Source organism: Ciceribacter thiooxidans, assembly GCF_014126615.1.
Classification (GTDB): domain Bacteria; phylum Pseudomonadota; class Alphaproteobacteria; order Rhizobiales; family Rhizobiaceae; genus Allorhizobium; species Allorhizobium thiooxidans.
Map to the genome: position 1 here is coordinate 890,881 of NZ_CP059896.1, position 13,948 is coordinate 904,828.

Annotated in this window: 17 protein-coding genes; 5 read left to right on the plus strand and 12 right to left on the minus strand. The window is 63.4% G+C overall.

The genetic code is table 11. From position 1 onward, the window contains the following. Positions 1-36: 36 nt before the first annotated feature. From H4I97_RS04145 to H4I97_RS04165, 5 genes are all read right to left on the minus strand, one after another. Positions 37-459, minus strand: a complete 423-nt coding sequence (locus tag H4I97_RS04145) for a carboxymuconolactone decarboxylase family protein (RefSeq protein ID WP_182306668.1) — start codon at positions 457-459, stop codon at positions 37-39. Beyond that, positions 452-1,264, minus strand: a complete 813-nt coding sequence (locus H4I97_RS04150; protein WP_182306669.1) for a cyclase family protein — start codon at positions 1,262-1,264, stop codon at positions 452-454. The genes H4I97_RS04145 and H4I97_RS04150 overlap by 8 nt, the downstream gene beginning before the upstream one ends. Before the next feature lie 76 nt (positions 1,265-1,340). Beyond that, positions 1,341-1,784, minus strand: coding sequence for an SAM-dependent methyltransferase (locus H4I97_RS04155; protein WP_182306670.1), 444 nt, complete (start codon positions 1,782-1,784; stop codon positions 1,341-1,343). Between the two features lie 3 nt (positions 1,785-1,787). Then, on the minus strand, positions 1,788-2,657 hold the full coding sequence (locus H4I97_RS04160; protein WP_182306671.1) for an aldose 1-epimerase family protein: 870 nt from the start codon (positions 2,655-2,657) through the stop codon (positions 1,788-1,790). Positions 2,658-2,737: 80 nt separating this feature from the next. Continuing rightward, positions 2,738-3,139 carry a rhodanese-like domain-containing protein gene (locus H4I97_RS04165; RefSeq protein WP_182306672.1) on the minus strand — a complete coding sequence of 134 codons (402 nt, stop codon included), beginning with the start codon at positions 3,137-3,139 and terminating at the stop codon, positions 2,738-2,740. A 233-nt stretch (positions 3,140-3,372) separates the two neighbouring features. Between H4I97_RS04165 and H4I97_RS04170 the strand changes: the two genes are divergently transcribed. Further along, positions 3,373-4,170 carry an SDR family NAD(P)-dependent oxidoreductase gene (locus tag H4I97_RS04170; protein ID WP_182306673.1) on the plus strand — a complete coding sequence of 266 codons (798 nt, stop codon included), beginning with the start codon at positions 3,373-3,375 and terminating at the stop codon, positions 4,168-4,170. A 98-nt stretch (positions 4,171-4,268) separates the two neighbouring features. On the opposite strand, the gene H4I97_RS04175 is transcribed toward H4I97_RS04170, so the two are convergent. Together H4I97_RS04175 and aptA are read right to left on the minus strand one after the other, a co-directional pair. Continuing rightward, positions 4,269-5,375 carry a branched-chain amino acid ABC transporter substrate-binding protein gene (locus tag H4I97_RS04175; RefSeq protein WP_182306674.1) on the minus strand — a complete coding sequence of 369 codons (1,107 nt, stop codon included), beginning with the start codon at positions 5,373-5,375 and terminating at the stop codon, positions 4,269-4,271. A gap of 213 nt (positions 5,376-5,588) precedes the next feature. After that, positions 5,589-6,917 (minus strand): omega-aminotransferase AptA, encoded by a 1,329-nt coding sequence (aptA, locus tag H4I97_RS04180; protein WP_129332278.1) that lies wholly within the window; start codon positions 6,915-6,917, stop codon positions 5,589-5,591. Here aptA and H4I97_RS04185 point away from each other — a divergent pair. After that, on the plus strand, positions 6,916-7,200 hold the full coding sequence (locus H4I97_RS04185) for a hypothetical protein (RefSeq protein WP_182306675.1): 285 nt from the start codon (positions 6,916-6,918) through the stop codon (positions 7,198-7,200). The genes aptA and H4I97_RS04185 overlap by 2 nt on opposite strands. A 92-nt stretch (positions 7,201-7,292) precedes the next feature. On the opposite strand, the gene H4I97_RS04190 is transcribed toward H4I97_RS04185, so the two are convergent. The 5 genes from H4I97_RS04190 to H4I97_RS04210 form a co-directional block, all read right to left on the minus strand. Beyond that, positions 7,293-7,610 (minus strand): ArsR/SmtB family transcription factor, encoded by a 318-nt coding sequence (locus H4I97_RS04190; protein ID WP_182306676.1) that lies wholly within the window; start codon positions 7,608-7,610, stop codon positions 7,293-7,295. 114 nt (positions 7,611-7,724) lie between these two features. After that, on the minus strand, positions 7,725-8,474 hold the full coding sequence (locus tag H4I97_RS04195) for a HugZ family pyridoxamine 5'-phosphate oxidase (RefSeq protein ID WP_182306677.1): 750 nt from the start codon (positions 8,472-8,474) through the stop codon (positions 7,725-7,727). Between the two features lie 112 nt (positions 8,475-8,586). After that, positions 8,587-9,633, minus strand: a complete 1,047-nt coding sequence (choV, locus tag H4I97_RS04200) for a choline ABC transporter ATP-binding protein (RefSeq protein WP_182306678.1) — start codon at positions 9,631-9,633, stop codon at positions 8,587-8,589. After that, positions 9,633-10,505: a choline ABC transporter permease subunit gene (gene choW, locus H4I97_RS04205; RefSeq protein ID WP_182306679.1), complete on the minus strand. Its 873-nt coding sequence runs from the start codon at positions 10,503-10,505 to the stop codon at positions 9,633-9,635. Before choW ends, choV begins: the two co-directional genes overlap by 1 nt. Positions 10,506-10,592: 87 nt before the next feature. After that, complete coding sequence (locus H4I97_RS04210) at positions 10,593-11,519, minus strand: choline ABC transporter substrate-binding protein (RefSeq protein ID WP_378144407.1); 927 nt, start codon at positions 11,517-11,519, stop codon at positions 10,593-10,595. 264 nt (positions 11,520-11,783) lie between these two features. On the opposite strand from H4I97_RS04210, the gene H4I97_RS04215 reads away from it, so the two are divergent. The 3 genes from H4I97_RS04215 to H4I97_RS04225 all read left to right on the plus strand — a co-directional run bounded on the left by H4I97_RS04215 (position 11,784) and on the right by H4I97_RS04225 (position 13,911). Next, complete coding sequence (locus H4I97_RS04215) at positions 11,784-12,365, plus strand: thymidine kinase (protein ID WP_182306681.1); 582 nt, start codon at positions 11,784-11,786, stop codon at positions 12,363-12,365. 129 nt (positions 12,366-12,494) lie between these two features. After that, the gene (locus tag H4I97_RS04220) at positions 12,495-12,878 is read left to right on the plus strand and encodes a c-type cytochrome (RefSeq protein ID WP_182306682.1); all 384 of its coding nucleotides are present in this window, start codon (positions 12,495-12,497) and stop codon (positions 12,876-12,878) included. Between the two features lie 172 nt (positions 12,879-13,050). After that, a complete protein-coding gene (locus H4I97_RS04225) occupies positions 13,051-13,911 on the plus strand; it encodes a hypothetical protein (protein ID WP_182306683.1) in 861 nt (286 codons plus the stop codon). Positions 13,912-13,948: the final 37 nt, after the last annotated feature.

Below are 13,948 nucleotides of genomic sequence, written 5' to 3' on the forward strand. Positions count from 1 at the left end.
TCCGGCGTACCATCTCGTTTGCCGCCCGGCTCCGACCTATCGCTCGGCGTCGGGTCGTGCCGCGTCGAAACGGGCGTCGACCGGGACGCCGAGTGCGACCGCAAGCGCGTTCGTCTGGCTGGCGAGCGCGATGACCTGCAGCAGCTCGGCATGCATCTGCGGGGTCAGACCTTTCGTCTTGGCCGCCGCCGAATGGGAGTGGATGCAATAGCTGCAACCGTTGACGACCGACACGGCGATATAGATCAGCTCCTTGACCATTGGGTCGAGCGCACCCGGTGCCATGACCGTTTGCGCCTTCTCCCAGACGGCGCGGAGCTCAGCCGGATCATGGGCCAGCGCCCGCCAGAAGTTGTTGACGTAATCCGTCCCGCGGCGTTCGCGGATCTCGTTGAAGACGGCGAGCGCTTCCGCACTCGCCTCCTCGTCGGTGAGCAGGGGAAGACCGCCATCAGACAAGCGCCAGGATGCGGGCGGGGCCGCCGGTTCCGCCCTTGTGTTTCGGTGCGCCGACGACGATCGTCGCGCCTTTGACCGGCAGTTCCTCGAGATTGTTCAGGCATTCGATCCCGTAGCGCCCGCCCGGCAGCCAGCTGTTGTGCGCGGCGAAATCGGCCGAGTTGCCGGGATCGAGGGACAGGGTATCGACGCCGATCGCGGCGACGTCGAGCGTTGCGAGCAGATCGGTTGCCGACTTGCCGAAGCCGGGGAAGGCAAACTGGCCGTCTCCGTCCGTGCGGAAGGATGGGTCGGTCACCTTCTTCGACCAGCCGGATCGCAGTGCCACGACCGCACCTTTCGGAAACGCGCCGTTGGCGCTGATCCAGGCCTCGATGTCTGCGGCCTCGATCGTCGCGTTGGCATCGTCCTTCGCCCGGTCGGTGATGTCGATGATGGCGAGCGGCGCCACCAGCTTCTCCGGTTCGATCTGGTCGACGCTCTTGCCGTCGGCGCTGAAATGGAACGGCGCATCGATATGCGTGCCGGTGTGTTCGAAGATCGTCAGCTTGTGCAGCTGGTAGCCGCTTTTCGCGATCTCGACGGCCCATTCGTATTCGATGCCGGGATTGCCGTCGAAGGTCGGGAAAGCTCCGTCATAGGCGTGCGTCAGGTCAACGACCTTGCTCGGGCTCTCTTGCGCCAACACCGGCGTCTTCACGCCGCTCCCCACGACTGCCGCGCCCGCGATCGCCATGCCCTTGAACAGGGAGCGTCGCGACAGCATGTTCTGCTTCACATTCTCGATCACGCAATGATTGCACATTGGCCTGCCCTCTCCACGTTTGATGATGGCTTGAGAGTAGCCGAAGGATGGCAACGAGCAATAGCTGCGTGGTGCGCTAGTCCGGGAGCCCCGTCAGGGGGATCTCCCGCAGCGGGTCGCCCCCGTCGATGAAGATCCGCCCCTGGGGCCGAAGCGCGGCGCGAATACGTGGAAGCACCATCCTGCCGGTCTCCGGATGGCGGCCGTCAAGGGCGCCGACGCGGATGGCCACGGCGAGATCGAACAGTTCTTCTTCGTCGGCCAGCATGAAGTGCTCGGCGGCGACCTGGCGGAAGGCGATGGCCGTCGGATAGGCACTATCCGTCATCTGCGCTGTCGCAGCGGCGATCGCTGACGCCGAGCGGTCAATGCCAAGCACATATACATCGCCTTGCATGCGTTCCGCTATCAAGCGCGCTAGCACACCCGGTCCGCAGCCGATCTCGAGGATACGCATTCCGGCCGCAAGCGGCAGGGCATCGGCGATCTCGACGAGACGTTGCGATGCCTTTGCCGCCATCGTCTATTCCCTGATCTCCACCGCAAGCCCGAAGCGCATGCTTTCGCCCGCGGCGAGGGCCACCGTATAGGGGCGCTCGACCAGTTCGGCCGTGCCGCCGGCATGGGCCGCCATGCCGTGCCAGGGTTCGATGCAGAGGAAGGGCGCGCCGGGCTTCTGCCAGAGCGCCACGTTGGGCAGGTTCTCGAAGGTGAAGTGGAGTTTAGCTCCGTCGTCCGCGCAATAGGTGAGGCCGGTCCCGGCGCCTTCGGGGAAGATCAGAGCGTCGTTCTCGAAGAGCGAGGATGCGAGTTCCAGTCGGCCATCCTTGAAGGGCGAGCCGTGCAGTGTCTTTCCGATCAGGCCGTTTACCAGCTGCACGACGCCCGGCTCGGCACCGTTGTCGAGGGTGACCCGATGCATCTTGCCCGCCGCGCCGGGCAGGGGCCAGAGAAAGGCCGGGTGAAAGCCGATGCCGAAGGGCAGCGGGTTGTCTCCCGGATTGTTCACCTCGGCGGTTATGGTCAGCGTGCGGCCGTCGACGCGATGTTCGACCACGAGGCTGAAGGCGAAGGGATAGACCTCGCGTGTCGCCTCCGTCGAATCGAGGCGAAGCCTGCAGGAGCTTACCGTCCGGTCGACGAGGTCGAAGACCCGCCGACGGGCGAAGCCATGCTGCGCCATCGGGTAGGTCTTGCCATCGATGGCGATGCGGTCGCCCGGCGCCTTTCCGACGATCGGAAACAAGATCGGCGAGCGGCCTGTCCACCAATCAGCGTCGCCGTTCCAGAGAAAATCACGACCGTCTGCGGTTCGCAGCGACTGCATCTCGGCTCCGAGAGGATGCACCTCGACGGAAAGCTCTTCGTTTTCGATCAAAATCGTCCCGGACATGGTTACACCCGCCTTTCATGCACCGACCATAGCGCAAGCGCGCCAGCCATCGCCAGCACCAACACGCGGCGCGTCCCGGTTTACGTCCGCGGTTTCGCCACCACCGCCTCGACCGGATGGCCGGCTGTCCGCCATGCGGTGAAGCCGCCCTCGAGATGGCAGACGCTGTCGAGCCCCATCTCCTGCGCCGTCTTCGTCGCGAGTGCGGAGCGCCAGCCGCTCGCGCAAAAGAAGACGAAGCGGCTGTCGCCGGCGAAGACGGGCTTGTGGTAAGGGCTTTCCGGATCGATCCAGAATTCCAGCATGCCGCGCGGACAGGAGAAGGCGCCCGCAATCGTGCCCTCCCGTTCCCGCTCCCGCGGGTCCCGCAGGTCGACGAAGACCACGTCGCCGCGCCCGTGCAGCGTTCTCGCCTCCGCCGCGTCGATTGTCTCGACGACCGCATTCGCCTCGTCGAGCAATGCCTTGTAACCCTTCTTCATTCCTGTCCTCCTCCGCTGGGACGCCGTTCCGCCGGTCTGTCGCGGCATGGGACCATAGCAGCCCGGCCGCCGCTGTCACGGGATGCGTTGGTCGAACGCAGTACCACACGTTCAACCATATGGTTGACTATCTTTCCGTCGTAATCTATGAAGGAAAACATTCAACCATATGGGTGAATTTAATTCATGGCGCGCGACAGGGTCTGCCGTGCGCACCAGCCAGTGAGGTCCTCATGCTTCTCTCCAACAAGAATATCGTCATCTTCGGCGGCTCGGGAGCGATCGGCTCCGCGGTCGCCGCCGCCTGCCTTGCCGAAGGCGCGCGGGTCTTCATCGGCGCACGCGATGCGCAGCGGCTTGCGGCAGCGGCGTCCTTGCTCGATCCCGGGCAGGGGACGCTGGAAACCTTCGTGGTGGACACGCAACGATCTGACGTCGTGACCCGCTCGGTCGCGCGCATCGCGGCGGAGGTGGACGAGATCGATGTCGTCATGGATGCGACGAGCGTGCCGCATGACCAGGGCTCGCAGATCGATGCTCTCGATCTCGGCACGTTCATGGAGCCGGTCGACGGCGTTCTCGCTTCGCTGTTCAACACGACGAAAGCTGCCTTGCCGTATATGGGCAAGGCGCGCCAGGGTCTTGTGCTGACTTTGACGACGCCGGGAGGACGTACAGCCGTGCCCGGCCATCTCGGAAACAGCGTCGCGTCGGCCGGCGTCGAAGCCTTTACACGGGTGCTCGCCGCCGAGCTCGGCCCGCGCAACATCCGCGCGGTCTGTCTCGGCCCGCACGCGCTCGCCGACGCGCCGAAGGCCGGCTCCTATACGGCGAAGCTGTTTGCGCCGAAGGCTGCTGCGATGGGCATGACCGTCGAAGAGTGGCTCGGCGCTGCTGCCGGCACCACCATGCTCGGACGTTTGCCGACGCTCAAGGATGTCGCCGAGACGGCGGTCTTCCTGATGTCCGACAGGTCACGCGCGATGACGGCCGCCTATGTGAACCTCACCTCGGGCATGATCGCCGACTGAGGCGGCGGCAGCCCGGTCACGGGCGTTCCTGCCTCGCCCAAAACGCAGGAAGGCGGCCGTCGCCGGCCGCCTTCCAGATTTTCCGTCGTTTCGTGACCTTACTCGGCCGGGACGATCTTGCCGTCTTCCCACTTGTAGAGCGAGAAGGCCTGCGAGGTGAGGTCGCCGGTCTCGCCGTAGGTGACCTTGCCGATTGCGGTCGGGATCGGTTCGCCGCTCTTCAGTGCGGCTGCTACGGCTTCCGCATCTTCGGCGCTTCCGGCCTTCTCGATGCCGGCCTTCAATACTTCGACGGCTGCGTAGGCGTTGAGGGTGAAGGCTTCGGCCGGAATGTTGGCCGCGGCGAGCGCGTCGGCGGCAGCCTTCGAGTCCGGGTTCTTCAGTGCGTCGGAGGCGTTGGTGAAGACGGTGCCGGCTGCAGCATCGGTGCCGATCGTCCAGAACTCTGTGTTCGACAGGCCGTCGCCGCCGATCAGTGTCGCGTTGACGTTAACGTCGCGCATCTGGCGGACGAGCAGGCCGGCCTCCGGATGGTAGCCGCCGAAGTAGACGACGTCGACGTTCTCGGCCTTGAGGCGGGTGGTCAGCGCGCTGAAGTCCTTGTCGCCGGGCGTGAGTGCGTCGTTGAAGACTTCAGTGATGCCGCCTTCGTTCAGCGTCTTCTTGAAGGCGTCGGCGAGACCTTTGCCGTACTGGCCCTTGTCGTTGATGATGGCGATCTTCTTGTCCTTGAAGGTGTCGAGCACGTATTTCGCGGCGACTTCGGCCTGCTGGTCGTCACGACCGCAGGTGCGCAGGACGTTGGTGAGGCCGCGATTGGTGAGGTCCGGGGCGGTCGCCGTCGGCGTCACCATCAGCACGCCGTTTTCAGCCAGCACGTCCGAGGCCGGAATGGCGACGCCCGAGGTCACCGGACCGACGACGAAGCGAACGCCTTCGCCGACCAGCTGGTTGGCTGCCGAAACGCCCTGCTTCGGTTCGCCGGCGTCGTCGGCGACCTTCAACACGACCTGTTCGCCGAGGATGCCGCCGTTCTTGTTGATTTCCTTGACGGCGGTTTCGGCGCCGTTCTTCACCTGCTCGCCATAGGCGGCGACCGGGCCGGTCAGCGGTGCGATCAGTCCGAGGACGATTTCGGCGTGGGCTGCTTGTACGAATGCCAGCGAGGCAACCAGCGCGGTGCCGGTCAAGAGTTTCAGGTTCATTTTCGTCTCCTTGGATGGGCCCTTCGGCCCGGGCTCGGCACCGTTCGTCTCCGGCGACTTCCGGTTCGGGAGCTGCCGGGTCGGTGCTTCGTTGATGGCTATCGAAGTCGCGGATGCGACAATAGCGTGAAAGGCGATGAAAGGTAACATGCCTTGCGTGCAAAGACGCCGGCGTGATGGCCTCCCCCGCCGGGCGGGGGAGGCCCTCGTGGATCAGATGTTGTTCAGCAGAACCTTGCGGAGCTTGCCGAAGAGCTCGTCGATCTGCTCCTTGGTGATGATCAGCGGAGGCGACAGCGCGATGATGTCGCCGGTGGTGCGGATCAGCAGCCCGTCTTCATAGGCCTTCAGGAAGGCATTAAAGGCGCGCTTGGTCGGTTCGCCGGCGATCGGTGCGAGCTCGATTGCGCCGATGAGCCCGATGTTGCGGATGTCGATGACGTTCGGGCAGTCGCGCAGCGAATGAAGCTGTTCTTCCCAGTAGGGGGCGAGCTCGGAGGCGCGGGTGAGCAGCCCTTCGTCACGATAGGTGTTGAGCGTGCCGATGCCGGCCGCGGACGCGATCGGGTTGCCGGAATAGGTGTAGCCGTGGGCGAACTCGATGAGGTGCTCCGGCCCGGTCATGAAGGCATCGTGGATCTCGGACGTCACGAAGACGGCACCCATCGGGATCACGCCGTTGGTGAGGCCCTTGGCGGTGGTGATGATGTCCGGCTTAACGTCGAAATACTGCGTGGCGAACGGCGTGCCGAGGCGGCCGAAGCCGGTGATGACCTCGTCGAAGATCAGCAGGATGCCATACTTGTCGCAGATTTCGCGCAGGCGCTGCAGGTAGCCCTTCGGCGGGATGAGGACGCCGGTGGAGCCGGCGACCGGCTCGACGATGACGGCCGCGATCGTCGAGGCGTCATGCAGGTTGACCAGGCGTTCCAGATCGTCGGCGAGGTCCGCGCCGTATTCCGGCTGGCCCTTCGTGAAAGCATTCTTGTCCGGCTGATGGGTATGACGGATGTGGTCGACGCCGGTGAGAAGCGTGCCGAACATCTTGCGGTTGCCGACGATGCCGCCGACCGACATGCCGCCGAAGTTGATCCCGTGATAGCCGCGTTCGCGTCCGATCAGGCGGGTACGGGTGCCTTCACCCTTCACGCGCTGGTAGGCGAGCGCGATCTTGAGCGCGGTATCGACCGACTCGGATCCGGAATTGGTGTAGAAGACGTGGCTCATGCCGTCGGGAGCGATGTCGACCAGCCGGTTGGCGAGCTCGAAGGCCTTCGGGTGGCCGAGCTGGAAGGCCGGCGCGTAGTCAAGTTCGCCGGCCTGCTCGCGGATCGCCTCGGTGATCTGCGGACGGCAGTGGCCGGCGTTGACGCACCAGAGGCCGGCGGTGCCGTCGAGCACCTGCCGCCCGTCGTGGGTGGTATAGTACATATCCTTCGCCCCGACGAAGAGGCGCGGCGCTTTCTTGAACTGCCGGTTTGCGGTGAACGGCATCCAGAAGGCGCGCAGGTCGTTGGGGGTGGAATTCAGGCGGTTGGACATGATGCTCTCCATGGCCGTTGATTTTGCGGGCGGCCATTTCCCGATTGGCTGCAAAACTGCCGAAAAAAGCGAATGGCAGGGCCAAATTATCAAGGCATGGTCAAGCGTCAACCCGGCATCACAAAACGTCATGGATGCCCTGTTTTCCGGTTATGGGTGCGCTCGGAAACTCGCAGGAAAGGGCGTGCTTTCAGGGGCGCTGACGAGTGTCGTTCGTGCCTCCCGGGATCGCCGCGAAAAACAATGGCCGGCAGATCGTCGATCTGCCGGCCAGCGTCATTAGCATGCTCGTCAGTTGAAATTGCCGCTGTATCGATTGCAGGCGTTCATCGCCCTTTCGACAGCTTGTTCGTCCCCCTCATGCGGGCTTCTTGCTTATGCGGCCGTCTTGTTAGTATTTGCTTCGCAATAAATGTCTTCCAGCGTCTCGAGAATCTTGATGACGGATTCCGACGAGCTGGAATAATAAATGGTCTGTGCATCGCGCCGCGTCTTCACGAGCTTTTGCGCGCGCAGCTTCGACAGGTGCTGGGACAGCGCCGACTGGCTGAGGCCGACCTGGGTTGCGAGGACGCCGACCGGCACCTCACCCTTGACCAGGCTGCAAAGAATCATCAGTCGCTTGGGATTTGCCATGGCGGACAGAAGTCCTGCTGCAACAGTCGATTGTTCGGACAATGATTTGGTCTTCATACGTTCAGTCTTCCCTATGTACGACACCTGAAGTTGAGAAAGTGTCGTTTACAATCAGTCAAATAAGCCGCAACGAAACTCTAGCGATCCATGAAAAATTGTATATGCCTAAATTTAAGGTATCGGTTCTTCTGTATTAGTCAGCGCTGATAACAGGTCCTTGCGCCTAGTAATTAAGCGACCGAATTCGTAACGAATGAGTGAATCGCCGCATATCAGGTCGATTCCGGCCATGTCGAGCCCGCAAAACGCCCATTTTCCGGGCTTTTGACCGCATTTGGTGGTGGCGATCGCATTGGCCAGATCCGGCGCCATTTTAGCTAAATCTTGTAGTGTCTCCGCCTCGTTTCCGGCAATGTCTCCCGGCTCCGGCGCGACGATCCGGAAGTCTTCGCCGGTCAGGAGGTAGGCGCGGCCGAAGCCGCCGTTGAGGCTTGCCGACTGCGGCACGAGACGGAAGAAACCGAAGTCGCCGAAGTCGATGTAGAGCGCGGACTTCGGATGGCGGGCGATGAAGCGCGCCCGCATCCGTCCATGCTCCGGGCTGTCGCGATCGATTGCTTCGGCGACACACTGGACCGTCACGCGGGGATGGGCGAGGGGATCGCCCTTGCCGGGAACACCGGCCAGAAGTGAGGCACGCGGATCATTCTTGAGTGCCCGTGTGTGCGCCGAGAGCGCCGAGACGAGGATGACGGCGGAGCCGTCCGTGTCGGTGCCGAGCAGCACGCGGCTGACGAAGGGGAAACCCGTTTCCGGGTCGAGGACGGCGAGGGCGACATGTCTGGCCGAGCGCAGCAACCCTCGTGCGAGCCTGCGGGCCTCGTCGTCGGTTTCCCGAATGACCGATGGTTTGTCCGTCATGTATTCCGCTCGCCTCTCTGTGCGAGAGGCCGGCGGCAGTCACCCGTCGTCCGGGCGATGCCGCAGCCGGCCTGTGCCGCCGAGGGCGGACACCGACTGCGGTCTTCGCCGTTCAGCCTCTCTGCCGATGCCTCGTCAGCCCGGCTACGATGTCTTCGGCCGAAATCGAGCCGATGACCGCGCCGTTGTCAACCACGCCGATTGCCCCAGGTTGACGCGCCATCGCGTCGAGGATGTCGACGAGCGGCGTTTCGGGCCTAGCCGTGCCCATCACCGCACCGCGGGTGGCGTTCCCGTCGGCGCCCGCGCGCATCACGTCCCGTGCCGTCAGCATGTTGATCGGGTTCATGTGCTGGACGAAATCGGCAACATACTGGTCGGCGGGATTCTTGACGATCTCCTGCGGCGTTCCGCACTGGATGATGCGTCCGCCCTCCATGATGGCGATGCGGTTGCCGATGCGGAAGGCTTCGTCGAGGTCGTGACTGACGAAGAGGATGGTCTTCTTCAGGCGGCTCTGGAACTCGAGCAGTTCGTCCTGAAGGCGGTTGCGGATCAGCGGGTCGAGCGCGGAGAACGGCTCGTCCATCAGCAAGATCGGCGCACCGGTGGCAAAGGCACGGGCGAGACCGACACGCTGCTGCATGCCGCCCGACAGTTCCTGCACCTTGCGGTCCGCCCAGGCGGTCAGATTTACGAGTTCGAGCTGTTCACCGACGATCCGATGGCGTTCGGCATCCGGAACCCCGGCGAGTTCGAGGCCGAAGCCGACGTTCTCGGCAACCGTGCGCCAAGGCAGGAGACCGAACTGCTGGAACACCATCGAGACGGAATGCATGCGCAGGTCGCGAAGTTCGGCCGGGTCGCACTTGTAGGGATTGGTGAACTTGCCCCTGTTGGAGACGCTGACGTCGCCGCGTACGACCGGCGCGAGCGCGTTGACGGCGCGCAGCAGCGTCGACTTGCCGGACCCCGATAGGCCCATGAGCACCAGGATCTCGCCCTCTTCGATGGTGAGCGAGGCATCGGCGACGCCGAGCACCAGGCCGGTTTCGGCACCGATCTCGTCACGTGTCTTGCCTTTGTCGACCAGCGCGAGCGCCCGTTCCGGATTGGGGCCGAAGACGATGGAGACGTTGTCGAACCTGACCGCGGTCATCATGCGTCTCCTTCGTCGGAGGACCGGAATATACGGTCGAGAATAATGGCGAGAATGACGATGCAGAGGCCGGAATCGAAGCCCTTGGCGATGTTGACGGTGTTCAGCGCGCGAACCACCGGCACGCCGAGGCCGCTCGCGCCGACGAGGGCGGCGATGACCACCATCGAAAGCGAAAGCATGATGGTCTGCGTGAGGCCAGCCATGATTTGCGGGGTGGCGAACGGCAGCTCCACTTTCGTCAGAACCTGCGCCTTGGTGGCGCCGAAGGCCTCCGCCGCTTCGACGAGCGAGGGCGGCGTGGAGATGATGCCGAGGCGGGTCAGGCGGATCGGCGCGGGAATGGCGAAGATCACGGTCGCGATGAGGCCCGGAACCATGCCGAGGCCGAAGAGAATGAGCGCAGGGATCAGGTAGACGAAGGTCGGGATCGTCTGCATCAGGTCGAGCATCGGGCGCACGCCGGCATAAAGCCAGGGGCGGCGCGCACAGGCAATGCCAATCGGAACGCCGACGACCATCGAGACGCCGGTGGCGGCGAGTACCAGCGCCAGAGTCTCCATCGTCTCTTTCCAGTAGCCCTGGTTGTAAATGACGAGAAGGCCGACGAGCGTGAAGGTGGCGACACCCGCGGAACGTCTGATGAACCAGGCGACTGCCGTGAAGACGGCGATCATGAAGAGCGGGTAGAAGTCTTCGAGCCCGGTCCCTTTCAGGTACGGCGCCTGCAGGACGAAGAGCATCGCACTGATGGACGCGTTGAGGATCGCGGCAATCGCGTCGAAGACAATCTTAAGGTTGGTGGTCAGCCAGGCGACCACTTCCTTCGCTCCAATCCCGATCGGGATCTTGTAGTCGGTCAAGAAGTTCATGAATGTTCCCGGATTCTGGCGCCAAACAAACGCATAAAGCTCGCGCGGGAATGGTGCCATTCCCGCGCGCTTGTTTCAACGAACCGATCAGAAACCGATCGCCGACTTCGCAGCCGCCATAGCGTCGCCGCCATCCTTGGTGGTGACACCGGCGAGCCAGGGTTCGACCGCCGAGCCGTTGGCCTTCAGCCATTCGGTCGCCGCTACTTCCGGATCCTTGCCTTCGTCGAGGATCTTGCCCATAACGACGTTTTCCATGTCGAGCGAGAAGACGAGATTCTTCAGGAACTTTCCGACGTTCGGGCACTCGTCGAGGTAGCCCGCGCGAATGTTGGTGTAGACCGAGGCGCCACCGAAGTTCGGACCGAATGTGTCGTCGCCGCCGGTCAGGTAGGTCAGCTTGAAGTTGGAGTTCATCGGGTGAGGAGCCCAGCCGAGGAAGACGACCGGTGCGCCTTCCTGTTCGGCGCGGGCGACCTGGGCGAGCATGCCCTGTTCGGAGGACTCGACCACTTCGAAGCCTTCGAGGCCGAAATCGTTCTTCTCGATCATTTCGAGAACGAGGCGGTTGCCGTCATTGCCGGGCTCGATGCCATAGATCTTGCCGTCGAGCTCGTCCTTGTGCTTGGCGATGTCAGCAAAGTCCTTGATGCCGAGTTCGGCGCCCTTGGCATTGGTGGCGAGCGTGTACTTCGCGCCTTCCAGGTTCGGGCCGAAGGATTCGACCGACTTGTCGTCGAGATATGGCTTGATGTCGTTGCTCTGGCTCGGCATCCAGTTGCCGAGGAACACGTCGATGTCCTTGTTCTTCATCGAGGTGTAGGTGACCGGGAGGGAGAGCACGGTCACGGAGGTGTCGTAGCCGAGCGACTTCAGGATGACCGATGCCGTGGCGGTCGTCGAAGTGATGTCCGTCCAGCCGACGTCGGAGAAGCGAACGGTCGAACAGCTCTCCGGCTCTGCGGCGAAGGCCGACGCGGTGCCGAGGGCGAACACGGCAGCGGCTGCGGCCATCGAGAGGCGGCGCAATTTGGTCTTTTGCATTGGTGGTACTCCCTTTTGTTTTTAATGTTCCCAAGTCAACATTCTATACAGCACAAAAGCAAGCGCACCTGCGCGTTTGCGCCGCGTTCCCCACCCCCTTTGCGACGTCTCGACATTTATTTTCCCGCAAAGCGCGCCGGGCGCCGCTTGCGGAAAAAGCTGTGATTCTTCCGTTCGCGGGCTTCCATTCGGGCGGGCTTTTTCCGAAACGGGGCGCCGATCGGAGACGCAAGCATGGCAAAGCTCTATTTCAACTACGCATCGATGAACGCGGGCAAGTCCACGATGCTGCTGCAGGCCTCCTACAACTACCAGGAGCGGGGCATGCGCACGGTGATCTTCACCGCAGCCTTTGACGACCGCGGCGGTGCGGGCAGGGTCGCTTCCCGCATCGGGCTTTCGACGGATGCGCTGACCTTCGACGCGAGAACCGATCTCTACCGCGCCATTGAGGAGCTTGCCGCCGAAGGGACGATTGCCTGCATCTTCATCGACGAGGCGCAGTTCCTCACCGAGGCGCATGTCTGGCAACTGGCGCGCGTAGCCGACCGGATGTCCATTCCGGTCATGGCCTATGGCTTGCGGACGGATTTCCAGGGGCGGCTCTTCCCCGGCTCGATGGCGCTGCTCGCGCTCGCCGACGAATTGCGGGAAATCCGCACGATCTGCCATTGCGGCCGCAAGGCGACGATGGTCGCCCGCTATGACGGCGCCGGCAACCTCATCCGGGAGGGCGCGCAGATCGACGTCGGCGGCAACGAGAAATATGTCTCCTATTGTCGCCGGCACTGGGATGAGAAGTTCAACTGCAGCTGAATTTGCGGGTATTTCAGGGACGTGCTCATTACCGCGGCAACCCGTCCAGTGGCAAAGGCCTTAAAATGGTCTATCTTCCGGTCGTCACTGGTCACTCAGGGGCATCAACGACGTGGAGAGAGGTATTCTATGAAAATCAACTGTCTTGTCCTGGCCGCTGCGCTGGTCCTGCCTGCAGGTTTCGCCGCTGCCGACGGCGACCCGGTCGCGGGCGCCAAGGTATTCAAGCAATGCGCCGCCTGCCACACGATCGACGGCAAGAACAAGGTCGGTCCGACGCTTCAGGGCGTGGTCGACCGTCCGGTCGCCACCGTGCCCGGCTTCAAGTATTCCAAGGCCATGACCGAATTCGGAGCTGACGGCAAGACCTGGACCGAGGACCTTCTTAAGCACTACCTTCCTAAGCCGCGCGATCTCGTGAAGGGCACGACGATGACCTTCGCCGGTCTCAAGAAGGAAGACGACATCAAGAATGTGATCGCTTACCTGAAGGATCCGGCCGCCGCGCAATAAGGCGCGCTTACCGTATTGGAGCGAAGCCCCGTCACCCGCCGGTGGCGGGGTTTTCCTTTGCGTGCCGCCCCTCGCCGGGCATGCGGTGCCGCCGGGCCGGAGATTTCTGCTGATCTTCGGCCGTGCTCCGTGCTAACCGTTAACCGGTCGGCAAACTGCGGGAGGAAGGGTGATGGCGGGGCTTCAGCTTTTCGACACGAAGGTCGAGAGGGTCCGGGCTGGCTTCGAAGACCTGCGGCAGGGCACGGCGCATGCGATCGACCTGCTCGGGAAGATCGCGTCGAGCGAAACGGCGATCGACGAAGCACAGCTCGACATCGAAAGCAGCCGTCTTGCCGAGGGCATTCGTCTGCAGGAGGCGATCCTGGCCACGGCCGCCGACCTCGTCCTCCGCCTCGATGATGCGACCGAGGCAACCGCCGCCGCCTTCGACGGCATGAAGCGGTTCACGCGCCTCGCGCGCTTTGTCGCGTTCTTCTCCATGCGGAGGGCGAAACGGATGCGGCGTGCGCGCGCAGTCGAGCATTCGCTTGCCGCAGGGATCGAGGACCTGCTTTCGAAATCCGGCGCACTTCTTCGCCTGCTCGGGGCCGAGCGTGCGCTGGCGCTCGACGAACAGCAGAGGGCGGAGGCGGACCTCGTCCGTCTTCTCGAACGCCGCAAGGGAACGGCGCGTCTTCTCGACCTGGCCGCGGCACAGGCCGGGGATGGCGGGCTCTTCGCCGAAGAGGCACTGCTGGAGCGTTCGACCTCGATGTTCCGAACCCTGGTCGAAACGCTGAATGACAGGCTCGCCTCCCTGCAGACACTGCTCGCCAAGCTCGCAGCCGACGGACAGCAGCGCGAACTCCTCCGTCGCGCTCTGGGAGGCTGGGGCTTTGCGGTTGCGGGGCCGGAGGTCGTAAGTGAGCCTTACGCCGCCGGCGCAGACGGGCAGGGGGCGCACGAGGTCCAGCGTCGCAAGGCGCGTACGGATGATGCCTTTGTTCGCCGTTTCGGCGGGGTCTCGGAAAAGGGCGGCGCGTCCGGCTAGCTGCGCTTGCGGGGGACGCTGTGTCGCGCTTGGTCTC